This window comes from Microbacterium sp. (assembly GCF_047606685.1).
GTDB lineage: Bacteria > Actinomycetota > Actinomycetes > Actinomycetales > Microbacteriaceae > Microbacterium.
Window position 1 is genome coordinate 1 of the sequence record NZ_JASGEC010000087.1, and the last position, 19542, is coordinate 19542.

General features: G+C 71.1%; 20 protein-coding genes and 3 tRNA genes. 4 read left to right on the forward strand and 19 right to left on the reverse strand.

What is annotated here, in order from left to right:
• Positions 1-217: 217 nt before the first annotated feature.
• From QM611_RS10690 to QM611_RS10770, 17 genes are all read right to left on the reverse strand, one after another.
• Complete coding sequence (locus QM611_RS10690; RefSeq protein WP_415079904.1) at positions 218-1186, reverse strand: endonuclease domain-containing protein; 969 nt, start codon at positions 1184-1186, stop codon at positions 218-220.
• Between the two features lie 228 nt (positions 1187-1414).
• A complete protein-coding gene (locus QM611_RS10695) occupies positions 1415-2593 on the reverse strand; it encodes an acyl-CoA dehydrogenase family protein (protein ID WP_415079905.1) in 1179 nt (392 codons plus the stop codon).
• 35 nt (positions 2594-2628) lie between these two features.
• On the reverse strand, positions 2629-4095 hold the full coding sequence (gene cls, locus QM611_RS10700; RefSeq protein ID WP_415079906.1) for a cardiolipin synthase: 1467 nt from the start codon (positions 4093-4095) through the stop codon (positions 2629-2631).
• The gene (locus QM611_RS10705; protein WP_415079907.1) at positions 4092-4277 is read right to left on the reverse strand and encodes a hypothetical protein; all 186 of its coding nucleotides are present in this window, start codon (positions 4275-4277) and stop codon (positions 4092-4094) included. The genes cls and QM611_RS10705 overlap by 4 nt, the downstream gene beginning before the upstream one ends.
• Positions 4278-4286: 9 nt before the next feature.
• Positions 4287-5840, reverse strand: a complete 1554-nt coding sequence (gene lysS, locus QM611_RS10710) for a lysine--tRNA ligase (protein WP_415079908.1) — start codon at positions 5838-5840, stop codon at positions 4287-4289.
• A 218-nt stretch (positions 5841-6058) separates the two neighbouring features.
• Positions 6059-6781, reverse strand: coding sequence for a DUF2520 domain-containing protein (locus QM611_RS10715; protein ID WP_415079909.1), 723 nt, complete (start codon positions 6779-6781; stop codon positions 6059-6061).
• Positions 6778-8445, reverse strand: coding sequence for a PH domain-containing protein (locus tag QM611_RS10720; protein ID WP_415079910.1), 1668 nt, complete (start codon positions 8443-8445; stop codon positions 6778-6780). The genes QM611_RS10715 and QM611_RS10720 overlap by 4 nt, the downstream gene beginning before the upstream one ends.
• Positions 8442-8942, reverse strand: coding sequence for a PH domain-containing protein (locus QM611_RS10725; RefSeq protein WP_415079911.1), 501 nt, complete (start codon positions 8940-8942; stop codon positions 8442-8444). The genes QM611_RS10720 and QM611_RS10725 overlap by 4 nt, the downstream gene beginning before the upstream one ends.
• 178 nt (positions 8943-9120) lie before the next feature.
• Positions 9121-9597, reverse strand: coding sequence for a DUF3180 domain-containing protein (locus tag QM611_RS10730; protein ID WP_415079912.1), 477 nt, complete (start codon positions 9595-9597; stop codon positions 9121-9123).
• Complete coding sequence (gene folK, locus QM611_RS10735; protein WP_415079913.1) at positions 9594-10115, reverse strand: 2-amino-4-hydroxy-6-hydroxymethyldihydropteridine diphosphokinase; 522 nt, start codon at positions 10113-10115, stop codon at positions 9594-9596. The genes QM611_RS10730 and folK overlap by 4 nt, the downstream gene beginning before the upstream one ends.
• Positions 10116-10183: 68 nt before the next feature.
• A complete protein-coding gene (gene folB, locus QM611_RS10740) occupies positions 10184-10552 on the reverse strand; it encodes a dihydroneopterin aldolase (RefSeq protein WP_415079914.1) in 369 nt (122 codons plus the stop codon).
• The gene (folP, locus tag QM611_RS10745) at positions 10543-11349 is read right to left on the reverse strand and encodes a dihydropteroate synthase (protein WP_415079915.1); all 807 of its coding nucleotides are present in this window, start codon (positions 11347-11349) and stop codon (positions 10543-10545) included. The genes folB and folP overlap by 10 nt, the downstream gene beginning before the upstream one ends.
• Before the next feature lie 64 nt (positions 11350-11413).
• Positions 11414-12001, reverse strand: coding sequence for a GTP cyclohydrolase I (folE, locus tag QM611_RS10750; protein ID WP_415079916.1), 588 nt, complete (start codon positions 11999-12001; stop codon positions 11414-11416).
• Positions 12002-12080: 79 nt separating this feature from the next.
• Positions 12081-14084 carry an ATP-dependent zinc metalloprotease FtsH gene (ftsH, locus tag QM611_RS10755; RefSeq protein WP_415079917.1) on the reverse strand — a complete coding sequence of 668 codons (2004 nt, stop codon included), beginning with the start codon at positions 14082-14084 and terminating at the stop codon, positions 12081-12083.
• Positions 14085-14215: 131 nt separating this feature from the next.
• Positions 14216-14767 (reverse strand): hypoxanthine phosphoribosyltransferase, encoded by a 552-nt coding sequence (gene hpt, locus QM611_RS10760; protein ID WP_415079918.1) that lies wholly within the window; start codon positions 14765-14767, stop codon positions 14216-14218.
• Between the two features lie 211 nt (positions 14768-14978).
• A complete protein-coding gene (gene tilS, locus QM611_RS10765) occupies positions 14979-15971 on the reverse strand; it encodes a tRNA lysidine(34) synthetase TilS (RefSeq protein ID WP_415079919.1) in 993 nt (330 codons plus the stop codon).
• Between the two features lie 19 nt (positions 15972-15990).
• Positions 15991-16260: a hypothetical protein gene (locus QM611_RS10770; RefSeq protein WP_415079920.1), complete on the reverse strand. Its 270-nt coding sequence runs from the start codon at positions 16258-16260 to the stop codon at positions 15991-15993.
• 181 nt (positions 16261-16441) lie between these two features.
• Between QM611_RS10770 and QM611_RS10775 the strand changes: the two genes are divergently transcribed.
• Positions 16442-16975 carry an inorganic diphosphatase gene (locus QM611_RS10775; RefSeq protein ID WP_415079921.1) on the forward strand — a complete coding sequence of 178 codons (534 nt, stop codon included), beginning with the start codon at positions 16442-16444 and terminating at the stop codon, positions 16973-16975.
• 44 nt (positions 16976-17019) lie between these two features.
• Here QM611_RS10775 and QM611_RS10780 read toward each other — a convergent pair whose 3' ends face one another.
• Positions 17020-18297, reverse strand: coding sequence for a peptidoglycan DD-metalloendopeptidase family protein (locus tag QM611_RS10780; RefSeq protein WP_415079922.1), 1278 nt, complete (start codon positions 18295-18297; stop codon positions 17020-17022).
• A gap of 361 nt (positions 18298-18658) precedes the next feature.
• On the opposite strand from QM611_RS10780, the gene QM611_RS10785 reads away from it, so the two are divergent.
• From QM611_RS10785 to QM611_RS10795, 3 genes are all read left to right on the forward strand, one after another.
• Positions 18659-18731: transfer RNA gene (locus QM611_RS10785), tRNA-Glu, on the forward strand.
• 21 nt (positions 18732-18752) lie between these two features.
• Positions 18753-18826: transfer RNA gene (locus QM611_RS10790), tRNA-Asp, on the forward strand.
• A 65-nt stretch (positions 18827-18891) separates the two neighbouring features.
• Positions 18892-18967, forward strand: a tRNA-Phe gene (locus QM611_RS10795).
• Position 18968: 1 nt separating this feature from the next.
• On the opposite strand, the gene QM611_RS10800 is transcribed toward QM611_RS10795, so the two are convergent.
• Positions 18969-19542: tyrosine-type recombinase/integrase (locus tag QM611_RS10800; RefSeq protein ID WP_415079923.1), on the reverse strand; the 574-nt coding region annotated here is incomplete at its 5' end.

Consider the following 19542-nt stretch of genomic DNA (forward strand, 5'->3'; position numbering starts at 1 on the left):
CCCGCCCTGCGCCCGCGCCCTGCGCCCACCCCCGCGCGCGCCCGCGCGCGCGCCCTCGCCCCCGCTCAGCAGTCGCTATGTGCGATGCCGCGGGCGCTGCACCCGCCGAAGATGACGGCCGAAGCGCGCGCCTCCCGCTCAGCAGTCGCAACATGCGTATGCGCCACGCGCCGCACCCGCAGATGGTGACTGCGCAGCGACGGTCACGCGTGGGTGATCACGCCCACGTGCGCGACCGGATGGCGCGGCGCACCCGCGCAACGAGCTGTGCGGGTGCGCCGAAGAGCTGCTCCTTGGTGACGCGGATGACGATCCAGCCCATCGCAGCGAGCTCTTCGTGCCGTGCGATGTCCTTCGCCCACTGCACGGGATCGAGCAAGTGGTGCTCACCCTCGTACTCGATCGCGATCTTCAACAACGGGTACGCGAGGTCGACGACCGCGACAAGCCGCCCCGACGGGTCGTACACCGCGACGTTCAGGTCGGGCTCTGGCAGTCCATAGTCGACGAGCACCAAGCGACAGCGCGTCTCGGTGCGCGACGCGCTGCGCGTGCGCACTCGCTCGACGGCCGCGCGAAGCGCCGGGCCGCCAACACGACGGCCCACGGCGAGAGCGGCGCGCAGCTGCTCGACCGTCGCCAGCGGCGGCGGGTCGCCATGGAACATCGGCTCGCGCACGAGGGCGTCCGCGGCCGCGACCAGGTCGTGCGGGTCGCGGATCACGGCCCCGAGCATCGCCCACGTGCTGGCCGGCGATGCCATCCGCAGTCCGCGCTCCGGGTGCTCGACGACATGCGCGTACCCCGGCTGGACTTGGTGCCCGACGACCCCTCGCCGCCGCGGGTGCCGGTGGGGAGCGAAGACGCCCACGTCGAGACCGCGCTCGGGATCGACCAGCTGTCGCGGCAGCGGCATCCCCCACCCGATCGCGGCGGTGACATGGGTGAGGAACTGCTCGTCGGACATCAGCATCGCGAACAGCTCGGCCTGGCGCATGATCGCGTGCCGCGCGCGCTCGTGCTCGCTGCCGTCGAAGTCTCCGCCGTGGCTGGAGGTGACTCGGAGCCCTCGAAACGGCGCCTCCAGGTCGGCCGCCCGCAGCCGCGACGGCGACGTGCCGGCGCGCAGCGCCCCGCTCACGGTGAACGCGGTTCCCAGCTCTCGGGCAAGTTCGGCTCGTCTCATGCCGTCCAGGATGCGACCGCCCAGCGCTCGCGCGGGGCGCGGTCGGCGCATCTGTGCACAAGTCCGCCCCGACACGGCCCTGTGCAGGAACAGGCGGCCCGGGAATCCGTGCCCGCTCCGCAGTCGCCTTCTGCGGTTGCCGCCGACCACAGACGCGCGCTTTGCGACTGCTGAGCGTTCAGAACGCTGTCGGCGCGTGCGACCTGAGGGCGCCCGAGGGTCCGCGGGTCAGCGGAAGGCGGGGATGCCGGTGATCGCCTCGCCAAGGATCAGGGTGTGCATCTCGTGGGTGCCCTCGTACGTCGACACCGACTCGAGGTTGTTCATATGGCGGATGACCGGGTACTCCAACGAGATGCCGTACGCCCCGAGCACCGAGCGCGCCGTGCGGCAGATCTCCAGCGCGGCGCGCACGTTGTGCCGTTTGCCGAGCGAGACCTGGTCGGGGCGCAGGCGCCCCTCGTCTTTCAGCCGGCCGAGCCGGTGGGCGAGCAGCGTGCTGGTCGCCAGCGCGGTAGCCATGTCCGCGAGCTTGTGCTGGGTGAGCTGGAAACCGGCGATCGGGCGGCCGAACTGCACGCGCTCGGCCGCGTACTCGGCCGCCGCCGTCAGCGCCGCACGCGCGGCGCCGGTGACACCCCACAGGATGCCGAAGCGCGCCTCGTTCAGCGCGCTGAGCGGGCCGCGCAGCCCGCGCGCGTCGGGCAGCATCGCGCTCGACGGCAACCGCACGCCGTCGAGCACGAGCTCGCTGGTCACCGACGCCCGCAGCGACAGTTTGTGGGGGATGTCGGCCGCGGCGAATCCGGGAGTGTCGGTGGGCACCGCGAATCCGCGCACGCCATCGTCGGTCTGCGCCCACACGATGGCGACGTCGGCGATCGAGCCGTTCGTGATCCACATCTTGCGGCCGTCGAGCACCCAGTCGTCGCCCGAGCGGCGGGCTCGCGTGCGCATGCCCGACGGATCGGAGCCGTGGTCGGGCTCGGTGAGGCCGAAGCATCCGATCTTCTCCCCCGCGGCCATCGCGGGCAGCCACTGCTGCTTCTGCTCCTCAGAGCCGAAGCGCCAGATCGAGAACATCGCGAGCGAGCCCTGCACCGACACGAGCGAGCGCACACCGGAGTCGCACGCCTCCAACTCGGCGCACGCCAGGCCGTACTGGGTCGCCGTCATGCCCGCGCAGCGGTAGCCCTCGAGGTGCATGCCGAGCACGCCGAGCTCGCCCAGCTGCCGCGCGAGTCCGCGCGGATCGTCGATGCGGCCGGCCTCGAACCAGTCGGCGACGCGCGGCTGCACGGATGCGGCGAGCCACTCGCGCAGCGCCTGCCGCACGGCTTTCTCGTCGTCGTCGAGCAGCGACTCCACATCGGCCAGGTCGGCGACGTCGATGGTCGGTTGCGCCATGGTCTGCTCCTTCGCGCCCGGCGGGCTGTCTCGTCTCACTGCAGGGCCGAGGTCAGGCGCGCGAGGTTGTCGAGCACCGTGGAGCGCAGCGGCTGCTTCTCCCACTCCTCGAGGGTGAGCTCTCGCGACAGCTCTCGGTACATCTCCTCGACCCCGCGCATCTCCGCGACGAACTCCCCGCCGCGCACGAACAGCGAGATCTCCATGTTGAGGCCGAACGAGCGCATGTCCATGTTGCTGGAGCCGATGATCGCGAGCTCGTCGTCGACGGTCATCGACTTGGAGTGCAGGATGAACGGCTTGCGGTACATCCAGATCTTCACGCCCGCCTTCAGCAGCGCCTCGTAGTAGCTGCGCTGCGCGTGGTAGACCATCGCCTGGTCGCCCTCTTCCGACACGAACAGCTCCACCTGCAGCCCCCGCTCGCACGCCGTGGTGACCGCCAGGAGCAACGCCTCGTCGGGCACGAAGTACGGGCTGACGATGATGACCTTGCGCTGGGCGTAGTAGAGCAGCGCGAGGAAGAGGCGCAGGTTGTTCTCGCCGTCGAACCCGGGCCCCGACGGCACGACCTGGCAGTCGAGCTGGCCGGGGCCTTCGGTGACGCTGAAGATGTCGATCTCGTCGCTGAGCACCTGGTCGGTCTCGCTGTACCAGTCGGAGAGGAAGACGCCGTTGATCGACGCGACGACCGGGCCCTCCAGTCGCGCCATGAGATCGACCCAGTGCAGCCCGCGCTTGATGTTCTTGCGCAGGTTGTAGGTCGAGTCGGTGATGTTCTGCGAGCCCATGAAGGCGACCGACCCGTCGACCACGAGGAGCTTGCGGTGGTTGCGCAGGTCGGGACGCTGGTACTTGCCCCGCAACGGCTGCACCGGCAGCATGAGGTGCCACTGCGCGCCCATCGCGTCGAGCCGCTCGAGGGTGCGCCGGTAGAACGGCTTGCCACGGTTCGCCCAGTGGTCAAGCAGCACGCGCACCGTGACGCCGCGCGCGGCGACTTCCTCTAGCGCGCGGAAGAAGTTGTCGGTCGAGGGGTCGGACTGCAGGATGTAGAACTCGACGTGCACGTAGCGGCGCGCGGCGCGGATGGCGTCCGCCATCGTGTCGAGGCTCTTCTGGTAGTCGGAGATGAGGTGCGCGTCGTTGTCGCCGGACAGCGGCATCGCGCCAAGGTTGCGGTTCAGCGCGACCAGCGACAGGTACCCGGGCGGAGGGTCGGGGCGCAGCGACCCGAGCTCCAGGTTCTCGCTCGTCTCATGGATGTACCGGTTGATGCGGGCCTGCTTCTTGCGCCGCTTGCGCGGCAGCCGCGGGTTTCCGATGAGCAGGAACAGCAGCACGCCGACCAGCGGGATGAAGTAGATCGCCAGCAGCCACGCGGTGGCGGCGGTGGGCCGCCGGTTGCGCGGGACGACAATGACCGCCGTGATGCGGACGGTCACATCGAACACCAGGACGAGAAGCAGCCACCACGTCGCCTCGACGGTGACGGTGATCATGACGGGGTGGTCGGGGCGGGCGGCAGCCCGCGCTTGGCGCGCTCCTCCGCCTCGATCTCGGAGTACACCCGGCGCTCGGTGCGGTCGATCCGCAGGATCCCGCGCAGGATGAAGAAGAAGACCGTGGCCACGATCACTGTGGGCGCGAGCGCCCACAGCACCGCGACCCAGTAGTTCTCCATGGCACCAGGCTACTTGACGAGCGGGAAGAGGATCGTTTCGCGGATGCCGAGGCCGGTCAGCGCCATCAGCAGCCGGTCGATGCCCATTCCCATGCCGCCCATCGGCGGCATCCCGTGCTCCATCGCCCGCAGGAACTCCTCGTCGATCGTCATCGCCTCGAGATCGCCCCGGGCGGCCAGCTTCGCCTGCTCGACGAACCGCTCGCGCTGGATCACGGGATCGACCAGCTCGGAGTACCCCGTCGCGAGCTCGAAGCCGCGCGTGTACAGGTCCCACTTCTCGACGACGCCGGGAATCGACCGGTGCTCGCGCACGAGCGGGCTCGTGTCGACAGGGAAGTCCATGACGAACGTCGGGCGCGTGAGGGAGTCCTTGACGAAGTGCTCCCACAGCTCCTCGACCCACTTGCCGTGGGTGGGATGCGGCGGAGCGTCCACGCCGACCCTCGCGGCGAGCGCCTCGAGTTCTGCGACGGGCGTCTGCGGCGTGATGTCGACGCCGGACGCCTCGACGAGCGAGTCGTACATCGAGAGGCGGTCCCATTCGCCACCCAGGTCGTACTCCGTGCCATCCGCCCATGTCACGGTCGTGGAGCCGGCCACGGCGATCGCCGCGTTCTGGATCATCTCCTGCGTGAGGTCGGCGATGCCGTTGTAGTCGGTGTACGCCTGGTAGGCCTCGAGCATCGCGAACTCGGGGCTGTGCGTGGAGTCGGCGCCCTCGTTGCGGAAGTCGCGGTTGACCTCGTAGACGCGGTCGATGCCGCCGACGACGGCGCGCTTGAGGAACAGCTCGGTCGCGATGCGCAGGTACAGCTGCGTGTCGAACGCGTTCGAGTGCGTGACGAACGGGCGGGCGCTTGCTCCGCCAGGCTGCACCTGCAGCACCGGCGTCTCGACCTCGACGAAGCCGTGGCTGTCGAGCGTTTTGCGGATGCTGGTGTTGACCTTCGCGCGCGCGAGCACCGTGTTGCGAGCCTGCTCCCGCACGATGAGGTCGAGGAACCGCGAGCGCACGCGGCTCTCCTCGCTGAGCTCGGTGTACATGTTCGGCAGCGGCAGCAGCGCCTTCGACGCGATGCGCCAGTCGCTGACCATGATCGACAGTTCGCCGCGGCGGCTGGAGATCACTTCGCCTTCGACGAAGACGTGGTCGCCGAGGTCGACGAGCTCCTTCCAGCGCGCGAGTTGCTCATCGCCGACGCTGGCGAGCGAGACCATGGCCTGGATGCGGCTGCCGTCGCCGGCCTGCAGGCTCGCGAAGCAGAGCTTGCCGGTGTTCCGGCTGAAGACGACCCGGCCGGCGACCCCCGCGACGACGCCCGTCTCTTCGCCGGCCTCGAGGTCGCCGTAGCGCGCACGGAGGTCGGGAATCGTGTCGGTGATCGGGAGCGTGACGGGGTACGCGCCGCCGCCCGCGTCCTCGCGCTCGGCATTCAGGCGCTCGCGCTTCGCGAGCCGCACGGCCTTCTGCTCGATGATGTCGTCATCGGCGGGCGCTGTGGGCGCGGCGGACTGGTCGGGCGCGGCGGACTGGTCGGGCGCGGCGGACTGGTCGGTCATCGGCGGGGGCTCCTCGGGAGGTCGACCCCCAAGTCTATCCGCGGGCCCTCGGCGCGCTCGCGCTCGCGACCACGTGCGCACGAAGGTGGCGCGTGGCGTCGCATCCCCTCTCCGGATGCGGCGCAAACAGACACTTTCTTTGGGGCGCCACGACACTCACGCTCTGATCGCGGAGGGGATCAGAGCGTGAGGGAGCCGGGGAACACAGAGCGCGCCGATCAGTCGTCGAGCGACGCGGCGGGGAGCGCGTCGACCTCCGACGCGGGGTTGGCATCCGCGAGCGCGTGCTCGACTGTCGAGTGCACGAGCGCGGAGAGGAACGAGCCCGGGGCGTCCACGCCCGCGTCGGCGAGCAGCGCCGTCGCCTGGCGCACGATCGAGCGCGAGAACGAGGTCGCGGTCGCGATCGCCTCGGCGTACGCGGCGCGCTGGGCGTCGGCGATCACGACGGGCTCGCATCCGATCTCGACCGCGAGCGCCTGCGCGATCGGCAGGAACGGACCCGGCGCCGCGACGCCGGCGTGCGCGTCGCGAAGCGCGCGCAGGTCCATCGATGTGCCGGTGAACGCGATCGCCGGGTGCACGGCGATGGGAATCGCGCCGCGGGAGGCGGCGGGCTCGAGCGCGGCGAGGCCGTGCGCGGGGTCGGTGTGCAGCACGAGCTGGCCGGGTCGCCACGCCTCGAGCGCGGCAAGCCCGGCGACGAGGCCGGGCAGCTCGCCGTGCGGCACCGCGATGACAACGAGCTCGCTGCGGCGGGCAACCTCGACCGCGTCGAGCATGGGGAGGCCCGGAAGCATCCCCTCGACCCGGTCGGGGTCCGAGCCGCGCGTGATCGCCGTCAGCGCGTGCCCCGCCCCGGCGAGCGCCGCCGCGAGCACCGGGCCCACTCGGCCCGCGCCGATCACGCCGACGCCGAGCCGGCCCTCCCGCGCGGTCACGGCTCGCCGCCCTCGCTCGACGATCCCCAGCGGTGCGAGCGATCCACCGAGGCCGCGGCGATCGCGTTCGCCTCGACCGTGTCGAACAGCCGCAGCGCGGCATCCCGATCGATCGCGCCGAGCCTGCCCGACACGGGTCCCGCGATCGTGTGCGCACGCGCTCGCGCCACACCGAGGGCGCGTTCGAGGGGGCCCTGCTCCAGCCCGATGCTCTGCAGCCGGGCGAGCGGGAAGATCCCGAGCGCGCGCCGCACGATGCCCTGGCGCAGGAACAGCGCGTCCGGCGAGACGAGGAATCCGTTGCGCCGCCACGTCAGCAGGCGCAGGATGCGCGCGCGGGGCGGAGTGTTCGTGTACGGGTCGTCTGTGCGGGGCCCCTGCGCGCCGTCGGCGAGCACCGACTGCCACTGGTCGGCGGGCAACCCCGGCAGCAGCAGCCGCAGCACGCGCGCGACGTCGTCAAGGGTTCCGACCGGGAGCACGCCGCTGAACTGGTCGGACTGCCCGTCGCTCGAGCTCCGCCCGGAGAGCCTGTTGATGTGCACGGTCCACCAGCCGGCGGGCCGCCACAGCAACGGCTGCGAGATCTGCACGGCGTGGACACGACCCGGCGGCAGGATCTCGGTGATCGTCGTGAACAGCCCGAACGTCACGCGCACGCCGTTGGGCGTGGGCGCGATCGAGTACCGCAGCGAGCGGGCGATCGAGCGCACCCAGTACGCCGCGAAGCCGATGAACGTCGGCACGAGCGAGAACAGCACCCACGGCGTCGCGAACACCGCGCCGAGCACGGCCGCGACGATGATCCCGATCAGCACGAGCGCGGTGCTGCTGAGCAGGTGGGATGCCACGAGCCGGCCGACCGGGATGCGCACCACAGAATCGGGTTCGGCGATGGGATCCTCGGCGCCGACGATGAGGCCCGTGATGCCGTCGCTGACCACGGAGGCCGCCGCAGCCATGCCCCCGGTCTTTGGGCGCCCGGCCCCTGAGCCGCCCGCCCCGGCCCCTGAGCCGCCCGCCCCGGCCCCTGAGCTTGTCGAAGGGCCGCCGCGCGCCGCCTCCGCGGCGAGCCGGCGGCCCGATGCGAGGCGAAGGATGTCGGCGCGCACCGCCTCCGCGGTGGCGGTCGACAGGTACTCGAGCTTGACGTTGGAGTCGAGCCCCGCGCCCACGACCTCGAGCTGGGCCATGCCGCACAGGCGCGCGACCATCTGCCGCGTGAGGTTGACTCCCTGCACGCGGTCGAGCGGGGCTCGACGGTGCTGGCGGAACAGCACGCCCGTGCGCACTTCGACGACCTCGCCGGTGATGCGGAATGTGTGGAAGCGCCACGACACGTAGAAGGCGCCGATCAGCACGAGCACGACCGCGAGCACGACCAGCAGCGCGATCAGGAGGAGATTGTGCTCGAGCACGTAGTCGAACGGGTCGCCCGGCATCTCGCCGTCGTACTCGAACTCGGGCACGAACATGGGCATGAAAAACTCGAGCAGGCGCTCGCGCAGGTTGGAGATGACGATGCCGAGAACGACCAGCAGCACGAGCCCGCCGCGAAACAGCGGAGTGAGCGGATGCAGCCGGTGCCATTCGCCGTCCGCCAGCGGCGAGCGCGCCCCCGCGATCGGCCGCCCTTCGACAGGCTCAGGGACCGGGTCGGTCACAGTCCGGTCCTCCTCGTCTCCGCGACGTCCACGAGGGTGTCGCGCAGGCGCTCCGCGGCTTCCTGCGCGAGGCCCGGGATGACGACGCCGGTCGTGGCGGCCGCGGTCACGAGTTTGAGCTGGGCGATGCCGAACACACGGTCGAGGGGGCCGTGCGTGATGTCGACGAGCTGCATGCGCCCGTAGGGGACCGCGACCATGCGCTGCCACAGGATGCCGCGGCGGAACACGATATCGTCTCGGCGCAGCTGGTATCCATACGCGCGGGCCTGCCGCGGCGTGATGGCGAGCATCCACGCGAGCACGACGATGATGGCGCCGACCGGGAGCCACACCCACGCCTGGTGCGCGAACAACCAGGCCGCGAGCCCTGCCGCGACGACCAGCAGCAGGAGAAAGCCAGTGTCGATGAGCCGCACCCAGACGTACTGGCGCGAGAGCTGGTGCCACGTGCCGTCGCCGAGAGGCAGTCGATTGGGGTTGCGCGGCTCTTTCACGACGTCGAACGTGCCGTGGTCGTAGACGGGGTCGCGCTGCCCTTCGACAAGCTCAGGGACCGGGAGGGAAGGCTCAGGGACCGGGAGGGAAGGCTCAGGGGCCCGGAGGGAAGGCTCAGGGGCCCGGAGGGAAGGCTCAGGGGCCCGGAGGGAAGGCTCAGGGGCCGGGGGCACAAGATCAGGAGCCGGACGGCTGTGCTCCGGGATGTTCGTCATCATCGTCCTTCCGTATGGTGCACAAGTGCTCGGCCACGAGACCCGCCGCGACCAAGGCGCCGCCGGCGATCGCCGTGGCGACGACCTCTCCCATCGAGCCTAACGAGGGCGAGACGGGACGGGTCACGAGGAACAGCACGAGCCCCAGCCCGAACCCGCCCGCCGCGGCGCCGACGATGCTCGATGCCTTGGCGAGCACCACGACCCGCAGCGCGCGGAACGGGTTGACCGCGCCGGGGGCCGAACCGCGCGTCGCGCGGCGGATCGGCACCGCGAACACCACGACCAGCGCCCCGAGCAGCAGCAGGAGGATCGGCAACGAGACCGTCGGCGTGAAGGTCGCGCGCCCGCTCGCGGTGAACAACTGGTCGAGCACGAATCCGGCCGCGCCGCCGAGGACGGCGGCCACCACGAGGGCGGCGGGACTCGTGCGGCTCATTCGCGCTCCCGCAGCCGCGCGAGCAGCTCGTCGACCCGGCCGTGGCCGGGAAGCACAGCGTCGGGATCGACCGCGAGCCACGGGCCGAGCACGAAGGCGCGCTCGGCTGCCCGCGGGTGCGGCAGGGTCAGTGCCGCGGCATCCGATCGCACGTCGCCGTAGGCGACGAGGTCGAGGTCGAGGGTGCGGTCCGCCCACTTCCCAGTGTCCGGTCCCTGAGCATCCCCCTCCGGTCCCTGAGCTTGTCGAAGGGCCCGCACCCGCCCATGCCGCGCCTCGATCGCGTGGAGGTATCCGAGCAGCACCGACGGCGCGAGTCGCGTCGTGACGAGCGCGACGGCGTTGAGGTACGCCGGGGCCGAGGCATCCGGCCCGTTCACGGTCAACGCGACCGTCTCGATCGGCTTCGACGCGACGACCCGCTCCACAAGCGGCAGCCGCTCGAGCTCGCGCACGGCGGCCGCGAGCGTCGCGGCCCGGTCGCCGAGGTTGGCGCCGAGCGCGACCACCGCTTCCACGGGCGCACGGCCTCGCCCAGCGCGCGCGGGAATCCGGAGGTCGCGGGGCGGGTCGGGGATCCTCGGGCTCACGGCATCCTCTCCCGCACGATCGTGACCGCCACGTCGTCGAACGCCGGCGCGATCGGGGCGGATGGCTTGTGCACTGTGACCTCGACCGTCGCGACCCGCTCGTCGCGGAGCACCGCGGCGGCGATGCGCTCGGCCAGCGTCTCGATGAGGCTCACCGGCTCGCCGCCCACGATCGCGGCAATCTCGTCGGCGAGCTCGCCGTAGTGGACGGTGTCGGCGACGTCGTCGGATGCCGCAGCCGCGCGCAGCGGCAGGCGCAACGCGACGTCGACCACGAACTCCTGGCCCTGCTCGCGCTCGACGTCGTACACGCCGTGGCGTCCGCGCGCGCGGACGCCGCGCAGCACGATGCGGTCTAGCTCCACAACGCCCCCTCCCGCCACGCGGACTCGACGGCGAGCGCGTCGCGCGTCGCGGCAACGTCGTGCACGCGCACCGCCCACGCGCCGGCGCGCGCGGCGAGCACGCTCGTGACGGCGGTCGCGAGGTCGCGGCGGCGCTCCGAGGCGTCCTCCCCCAGCACGTCCGCGAGAAACCGCTTGCGGCTCGTGCCGACGAGCACGCGCAAGCCGAGGCCGGTGATGGCGTCGAGGTCGCGCAGCAGCGCCCAGTTCTGCGGCGCGGTCTTGCCGAAGCCGATGCCGGGGTCGACGACGACCCGGAAGGGAGGGATGCCGGCTGCCGCCGCCGCGCCCGCGCGCTCGCGCAACTCGCCGGCGACGTCGCGCGCGACGTCGCTGTACACCGCGCCCGCGTACATGTCGCGCGACGGGCCGCGCCAGTGCCCGAGCACGATGTCGGCGTCCGTGCCGGCGACCGCCGCCAGCATGTCGGGGTCGGCCAGACCACCCGACACGTCGTTGACGATCACCGCGCCCGCCTCGACGGCGGCGACCGCCGTCGAGGCGTTGAGGGTGTCGATGCTGACCGCGACCCCCTCGGCCGCGAGCGCGCGCACGACGGGGAGCGCCCGCTGCTGCTCGACCGCGGCCGGAACGCGCTCCGCGCCCGGGCGCGTCGACTCGCCGCCGACGTCGACGATCGTCGCTCCCTCGGCGCGCAGCCGCAGCGCGTGCGCGACCGCCGCCCCGAGCTCGGCGTGCCGTCCGCCGTCGCTGAACGAGTCGGGCGTGACGTTGAGGATGCCCATGATCGCCGTCACGTCGCCCTCCGGTCGCCCCGCGAGCGAGCGCAGCGAGCGAGACGAAACGCGGTGACCGGCGAGATCACGGCGGCGCCCCGATCAGAGCGATCAGCTCGGCGCGGGCGGCGGGCTCGGCGAGGGAGCCGCGCGCGGCGACCGTGACGGTCGTCGCCTCCTGCTGCCGCTCGCCGCGCGTCGTCACGCAGTCGTGCGAGGCGTCCAGCACCACCAGCACTCCGTGCGCGTCGAGCGCGTCGTCGATCGTGTCGGCGATCTGCTCGCCGAGGCGCTCCTGCACCTGCGGCCGCGCGGAGAGGATCTCGACGACCTTCGGCAGCGCGCCGAGGCCCACGACGCGCCCGCCGGGCAGGTACGCGATGTGCGCGCGGCCGCGGAAGGCCAGCAGGTGGTGCTCGCAGACCGAGCGGAAATGGATGTCGCGCAGCATCACGGCGCCCGACGGCGTCGTCTCCGGCGCGGGCCCGCGCGAGATCGAGATCGTGTGCCGCAGCGGGGCGGCGGCATCCTGCCCCACTCCGGCGAAGAACTCGCCGTACGCGTCGGCGACGCGCTGCGGGGTCAGCTTGAGACCGGGACGATCGGGGTTCTCGCCGATCGCCTCGAGGATTTCGCGCACTGCGGCGGCGATGCGCTCCCTGTCGACGGCCACGGTTCGAGCCTACGCGGTCGCCCTCGGCCCCCGGTCGGGGCGTTTCGTCTCGCTTCGCTCGCTCAACGACCGGGCGCGGTCAGGCCGTGGCGGGCCGCGGCGGAGCCGCGGGGCGGCGCACCGGCGAGGTCGTCGACGCCGGCTCGGCCGCGACATCCGCCGCCACCGGCGTTTGACCCTGCCGGACCGGCACCTCCACGGGCGGCAACGCCGACACCGGGCGCCGGTCGCTGGAGAGCCATTGCGGCCGCGGCGGCAGCTTTTTGATGTCGGTGAAGATCTCGGCGACCTCGAGGTGGTCGAGGGTCTCCTTCTCGAGCAGCGCGAGCGCGAGCCGGTCGAGGATCTCGCGGTTCTCATTGAGCACGCGGTACGCCTCGTCGTGCGCCTGCTCGATGAGCGCGCGCACCTGCACGTCGACGCGCTCGGCCACCGTCTCGGAGTACTCGCGGCCGTGGCCCATGTCGCGGCCCATGAAGACCTCGCCCGACCCCTGCCCGAGCTTGACGGGGCCGACATCCTCGGTCATCCCGTACTCCGTGACCATCTTGCGGGCGATGTTGGTCGCCTTCTCGATGTCGTTGGACGCGCCGGTCGTGGGGTCGTGGAACACGATCTCCTCGGCGACGCGCCCGCCCATCGCGTACGCGAGCTGGTCTTGCAGCTCGTTGCGGGTGACCGAGTACTTGTCGTCGAGCGGCATCACCATCGTGTAGCCGAGCGCCTTGCCGCGCGGCAGGATCGTGATCTTCGTGACCGGGTCGGTGTGGTTCATCGCCGCCGCCACGAGCGCGTGCCCGCCCTCGTGGTACGCCGTGATGAGCTTCTCCTTGTCCTTCATCACGCGCGTGCGGCGCTGCGGGCCGGCGATGACGCGGTCGATGGCCTCGTCGAGGGCCCGGTTGTCGATCAGCTGCGCGTTGCTGCGCGCGGTCAGAAGCGCCGCCTCGTTGAGCACGTTCGCCAGGTCGGCGCCGGTGAACCCGGGCGTCTTGCGGGCGACGACCTCGAGGTCGACCCCGTCGGCGAGCGGCTTTCCGCGGCCGTGCACGTCGAGGATCTTCTGGCGGCCCTTCAGGTCGGGGGCGTCGACGCCGATCTGGCGGTCGAACCGGCCGGGGCGCAGCAGGGCGGGATCGAGGATGTCGGGACGGTTCGTCGCGGCGATCACGATGACGTTCGCCTTCGGGTCGAAGCCGTCCATCTCCACGAGCATCTGGTTCAGCGTCTGCTCGCGCTCGTCGTGTCCGCCGCCCATGCCGGCGCCGCGATGGCGGCCGACCGCGTCGATCTCGTCGATGAAGATGATCGCGGGGGCCGACTCCTTGGCCTGGTTGAACAGGTCGCGCACCCGGCTCGCGCCGACGCCGACGAACATCTCGACGAAGTCGGAGCCCGAGATCGAGTAGAACGGCACTCCCGCCTCGCCGGCGACGGCCCGGGCGAGCAGCGTCTTGCCGGTTCCGGGCGGGCCGTACAGCAGCACGCCCTTGGGGATGCGCGCGCCGACCGCCTGGAACTTGGCTGGCTCCTTGAGGAAGTCCTTGATCTCCTCGAGCTCTTCGATCGCCTCGTCGGCGCCGGCGACATCCGCGAACGTCACCGTCGGCGACTCTTTCGACACGAGCTTCGCGCGCGACTTGCCGAACTGCATCACCTTGCTGCCGCCGCCTTGCGCGGAGGAGAGCAGGAACCAGAAGAGCACGCCCAGAAGCAGCAACGGGAACATCAGCGACAGGAATCCGTCGAACCAGGTCGGCTGCGGCACGACGTCGTTGAAGCCGTCCTCGGGCTGGGCGTCGTCGATCGCGGCGACGACCTCGTCGGCGCGGGCGGAGCCGTAGTAGAACTGCACGTCGCGCGCGCCCTCGAACGCCTCGGACAGCGTGAGGTCGACGCGCTGGTCGCCGTCGGTGTTGACGACCTTCGTGACGGTGGAGCCCTTGAGCAGGTCGAGACCCTGCTGCGTGGTGATCTGCTTCACCCCGCTCAGGCTCGACATCAGCAGGAAACCGACGATGAGCAACAGGCCGATCAGCAGCACGTAGACCAGCGGGTTGCGGGTGAGTTTCTTGAGAGTCATGTCGCTTTCAGGGTATCGCGGGCCCCCTATGGCCGGACTGTGCATTCGCCCACGGCGTACGGCCCCGTGCGCGCCGCAGGCGCCCCCGGTCGCCCCGCGAGCCGCAGGCGAGACGAAACGCCCCGCCCCCGCTACGCGTACACGTGCGGTGCGAGCACCGCGACATCCCGAAGGTTCCGGTAGGACTCGGCGAAGTCGAGGCCGTACCCCACAACGAAGTCGTTCGGGATGTCGAACCCGATGTAGCGCACGTCGACCTCGACCTTCGCGGCGTCGGGCTTGCGCAGCAGCGCCAGCACCTCGACGGAGGCCGCTCCGCGCGACGCGAAGTTCTCGAGCAGCCAGCTGAGGGTGAGGCCGGAGTCGACGATGTCCTCGACGATCAGGATGTGCTTGCCGAGGATGTCGGTGTCGAGGTCTTTGAGGATCTGCACGGCGCCGCTCGACTTGGTGCCGGCCCCGTAGGACGACACCGCCATCCAGTCCATCGGCACGACTCTCGGAAGCGCTCGGGCGAAGTCGGCCATGACCATGACCGCGCCTTTGAGCACCCCGACGAGCAAGAAGTCCTTGTCGGCGTAGTCGGCGACGACGTGCGCCGCCAGTTCGTCAAGCTTGGCGAGGATCTCCTCCTCGGTCACCAGGACGGTCGTGAGGTCGTGGGCGATGTCGGCTGCGCGCATGCGCCCAGTCTAGGGAGCACCGTCCGCCATCCGTCACCCGCATCGCGCGCGGCCCGCCCGCTCAGCAGTCACCTCTTGTCGATGCGCGCCCAACCCACCCGCAGAAGGCGCCTGCTGAGCATCCGCGCACTCGCTCAGCAGTCGGTTCCGGCGGGTGCCGCGCCCGGCCCACCCGCAGAAGGCGCCTGCCGAGCGAGACCGTCGCCCCGCCTCAGCGCGCCGTGAACTCGACGCGGCCGCCCACGCGGCGGGCGCGGCATCCCGGCAGGTCGATCGGGCCCTGGCCCGCCCAGTCGGTGACCAGCCGCGCGACCTCGAGCGTGTGCGCGCGCGACAGCGACACGCCGAACTCGCTGGCCACCACGTGCCGGATCAGCCGGTGCCGCAGCGCGGCGGGGTTCGCGGCGAGCGCGCCGACCGACACCGCGATGCCGGCCTCGGCGGGCTCGACGACATCCTCGATCGTCTCGTCGATCATCTCCGCGAACGCGTCCGAGTCCTCGCGCAGCTGTTCCGCGGTGCGCGCGAGCGCCTCGGCGATGCCAGGCCCGAGCTCGTCCTCGAGCACCGGCAGCACACGCCGTCGCACACGCACGCGGGTGTAGCGGTCGTCGTCGTTGTGCGGGTCGTCCCACGGCCGCAGCTGCTGCGCGGCGCACGCGGCGCGGGTTGTCGCGCGGCGTGCGCCGAGCAGCGGACGAAGAAGAGGGATGCCGCGAAGCTCGCTGCGCGGCGCCATCCCCTGCAGGCTCGCCGAGCCCGAGCCGCGGGCGAGCCCGAGCAGCACCGTCTCGGCCTGGTCGTCGAGCGTGTGGCCGACGAGGATCGCCGCCGCCCCGGCATCCATCGCCTCGTCGGCAAGCGCCGCGTACCGCGCGTCGCGCGCCGCCGCCTCGGGCCCGCCGCCCGCACCCACCTCGACGCGCACGACGCGCGCGTCGAGGCCGAGAGCCTCCGCCTGCCGGGCCGCGCCCGCCGCGACGTCTGCCGAGCAGTCTTGCAGCCCGTGGTCGACCGTCACGCTCCGCACGCGCAGCCGCATCGCGCGCGCCTCGAACGCGGTCGCCGCCGCGAGCGCGAGGGAGTCCGCGCCGCCCGACAGCGCGACGACCACTGTCGCGTCGGCAGGCAGCCCCGCCAGCGCCTTGCGGACCGCGAGGCGAATCTCGGCGATGGCAGGGTCGAGGGGTCCGGCGGGGCTCACGCCCCCACCGTACCGGCGGTCAATCCGCGGCGGGGTCGCCCCATGCTCGCCGCATGAGGTACGTGACGTCGCGATCGAGGTGGGCAAGCTTGACGTCCATCGTGTCGAACCGAGCGTTCATCTCAGACCGCAGCGACTCGAACTTCGCGTCCATGGAGTCGAACTTCGCGTCCACTGCCTCGAACTTGGCGCTCATCGTCCGCGACAGCAAGGTCGTCATGAGCGTCATGCCGCCCAGCATGGTCGCGGTGAACACGCCGATCAGCGTCCAGATCTGCGGATCGTTCACGAGGCTCACCTTTCCATGATGACGGGCGGACTTCGATTCTGCTACCACCGTGGGACACGTCGCCCGAGGGAGCGGAAATCTGTGGACAAGCGAGCCGATGCTCTGCCGGTGCAGGAGCAAACGACACCGACCCGCGGCGCTAGGCTGGTCGGCGGCATCCACCCGTTTGAAGGAGCACACCATGGGCGCGTACGACGCCGTCATCGAGATCCCGCTCGGCAGCCGCGTGAAGTACGAGGTCGACCACGGCACCGGCCGCGTCTTCCTCGACCGCATCCTGTACACCCCGATGGGCTACCCCGCGAACTACGGCTTCTTCGAGAACACGCTCGGAGAGGATGGCGACCCGCTCGACGTGCTGCTCCTACTCGACCGCGACCTGTACCCCGGCATCCTGGCGAGTGTGCGGCCGGTCGGCGTCTTGAAGATGAGCGACGAGGCCGGGGGCGACGACAAGGTCGTCGCCGTGCTCGCGAAAGACCCGCGGTGGGCGCACATCCAGGATGTCTCCGACATCGACGAGTGGACCAAGGGCGAGATCGGCCACTTCTTCGAGCACTACAAGGATCTCGAGCCGGGCAAGTGGGTCAAAGTCGACCAGTGGGCGGATGCCGCCGAGGCCGAGCGCCTCGTCTCGGAAGCCTTCGCGCGCTTCGACGAGCACGAGGGACAGACCAAGACCCAGGGGTCGGGCGCAGCGCCGAACACGCTCTAACGCGCCCTCACCCCGCCACTCGCTCACCGCGAGCGAGCCCCGCGTCAGACCGAGACGCCGCGGCGCGCCATGAACGGCGTCGGGTTGACCGGGCTGCCGTGCACGTACACCTCGAAGTGCAAGTGGCACCCGAACGAGTTGCCCGTGTTGCCCTCGTAGGCGATAACCTGGCCCGCGCGCACGTGTTGGCCAGAGCGGACGGCGAAGCCGCCGGGACGGATGTGGGCGTAGCCGGTGCCGATCCCGTTGCCGTGGGCGATCTTGATGTAGTTGCCGTAGCCGCCGTTGTACCCCGCGTACACGACGCGACCCGAGTGGGCCGCGAAGATCGCGCGGCCGCAACCGCCGGCGAGGTCAACGCCGAGGTGGAAGGTGCTGCCGCAGAAGCTCGGCCCGCACATAAGCCGGCGCGGCCCGTACCCGAACGTGCGCCGCCCGCTGCCGGGGCGCGCCCACCCGCTGCTTTTGACACGGCCGCCGCCGCTGCTGCTGCTACTACTGCTACTGCTACCACTGCGGGCTGCCTTCTCGGCAGCCGCGCGCTGCCGGCGCAGCCGCGCGGCCCGGGCGCGGCGCCGCGCCTCGACGCCTTCCTTGTAGGAGGTGATAGTCTTCGACGTCTTGTCGCGCAACGCCTCGAGCTGCGCCTCCAGCACCTCGAGGTGCTCGGTCTGCGCATCCAGCGCTGCCTGCGCCGCGTCGGCGGCCTCTTGCGAGGCGACCATCTTCTCCTCGGCGATCTGCTGCAGGCGGTCGCGCTCGGTGCGCGCCACGGCCGCCTGATCGCTCAGCGACTGGGCGGCGTCACGGGCGGTCACCGCCGCGGCGTAGACATCCTGGTTGCGCTCGAGCAGCTTGTCCATCTGGCCGAGTCGCGTGAGCAGGTCGTCGGCGCCCGACCCCGAGCCGGAGAAAAGCAGCTGCAGCGACGTGTCGTCGCCACCGTTGCGATAGAGCTGGACGGCGAGGCGGGATGCCTTCTCGGCCGCCTCGTCGGCGAGGGCGGCCTGCTCGTCTGCCTCGTCCTGCAGGTCGTCCGCGCGCTTGGCGGCGGCGAAGAACTCCTGCTGGGCCTGGTAGAACTCCGAAGCGCGCTGCTCGGCGATCGCCTTGGTGCGCTCGACTTCGGCGGCGAGGCTGGCGATCAGGTCCTCGATGCGGGTGATCTCGCGCGCTTTGGCGGCCTGGTTGCGCTTCGCGCGCTTGACGTCGTCCCACGACGGGTAGTCCGCGGCGAACGCGGCGGGCGCGTTCGGCGACGCGAGCGTGATGGCGGTCGCGACGCTGAGCACCCCCACGCCCAGCGCAGTGCGGCGGTTCATCACAGCGGGCCACAGCGCGCGCTGCTCTGCGGGAGACGGCGCGCAGCCGCACTCCACGACGGCAGTCCCGGCTTCCGCCGAGCCCGCACGAATCTCACTTGACGCAGTCACAACGTCCTTCACATTAGCAACATCAGTCACAGATGCAAGGGTTTTCCCTGTCCCCTCGCTTCATGATGCTCTTTGGCCGCCCGATTCCGATAGAGAATCGCGGATGCCTTGCCAGATACTGAGCCGGCCTTGAGCGCCGTGATACCGCGCCACAGGGCCTCTCCGGCGATTGGCGCAACAGGCATCCATTGCGTATGCTTGAGCGTCGGTAAGCGTGAGCACCGGGTTGATTCTGATCGGGGGTTCGCTCGGCCCCATCGTTTAGCGGCCTAGGACGCCGCCCTTTCACGGCGGTAGCACGGGTTCGAATCCCGTTGGGGTCACCCGCACAACTTAACAAGCATGGCCCTGTAGCGCAGTTGGTTAGCGTGCCGCCCTGTCACGGCGGAGGTCGCGGGTTCAAGTCCCGTCAGGGTCGCTCCGAGCGACGGGCCCTTCGAGGAGGGCCTTTCGTGTAGGACGCGGGATCCTCGGATGCCGCGCGGCTCTGTAGCTCAGTTGGTAGAGCGCACGACTGAAAATCGTGAGGTCACGGGATCGACGCCCGTCGGAGCCACCACCTAAAGTCGCGGTCCATCAGGCTTTTTCCGGCCCGACGCCTTGCTTCTCACCCAGTCCTGCTGGGTGCGGGCCATTCTTGGGCCATTTCCGCGGCCGGACTTGCCCTTGCGCCCTGCCCCGGCGCTCTCGCCGGTGGCGCCACTGAGCGCCTGGTCGAGCACGGCTCCGGCGCGCAGCGCGACGCCCTCGCGGGCACGGGAGTACCGCTCGGTGACCTGGAGGCTGGAGTGCCCGAGGGTCGCCTGCACGTCGGGCGCGCTGGCCCCGGCGTCGAACAGGATCGTGGCGAACGTGTGGCGGAGGTCGTGCATCCGCAGGTCGGGCCGACCGATCGCCACCCGCAGCACGTCCCAGTCGACGGCGCGGCGCGCGTTGTGGTTGGTGAGCCGTCCGCCGTCCGGCCCTGCCAGTAGCAGCTCGTCCGGCTTCTTGCCGCGGGCGGCGTCCTCGGCATAGGGGCGCAGTGCGGCGATGAGCGGCACCTCGCGGGACTTGTGGCTCTTGGGGCTCTGCTCCACCAGCTCGCCGTTCCTGCCGGGGCTCAGCGACCGGCTGACCCGGATGATGTTGTGC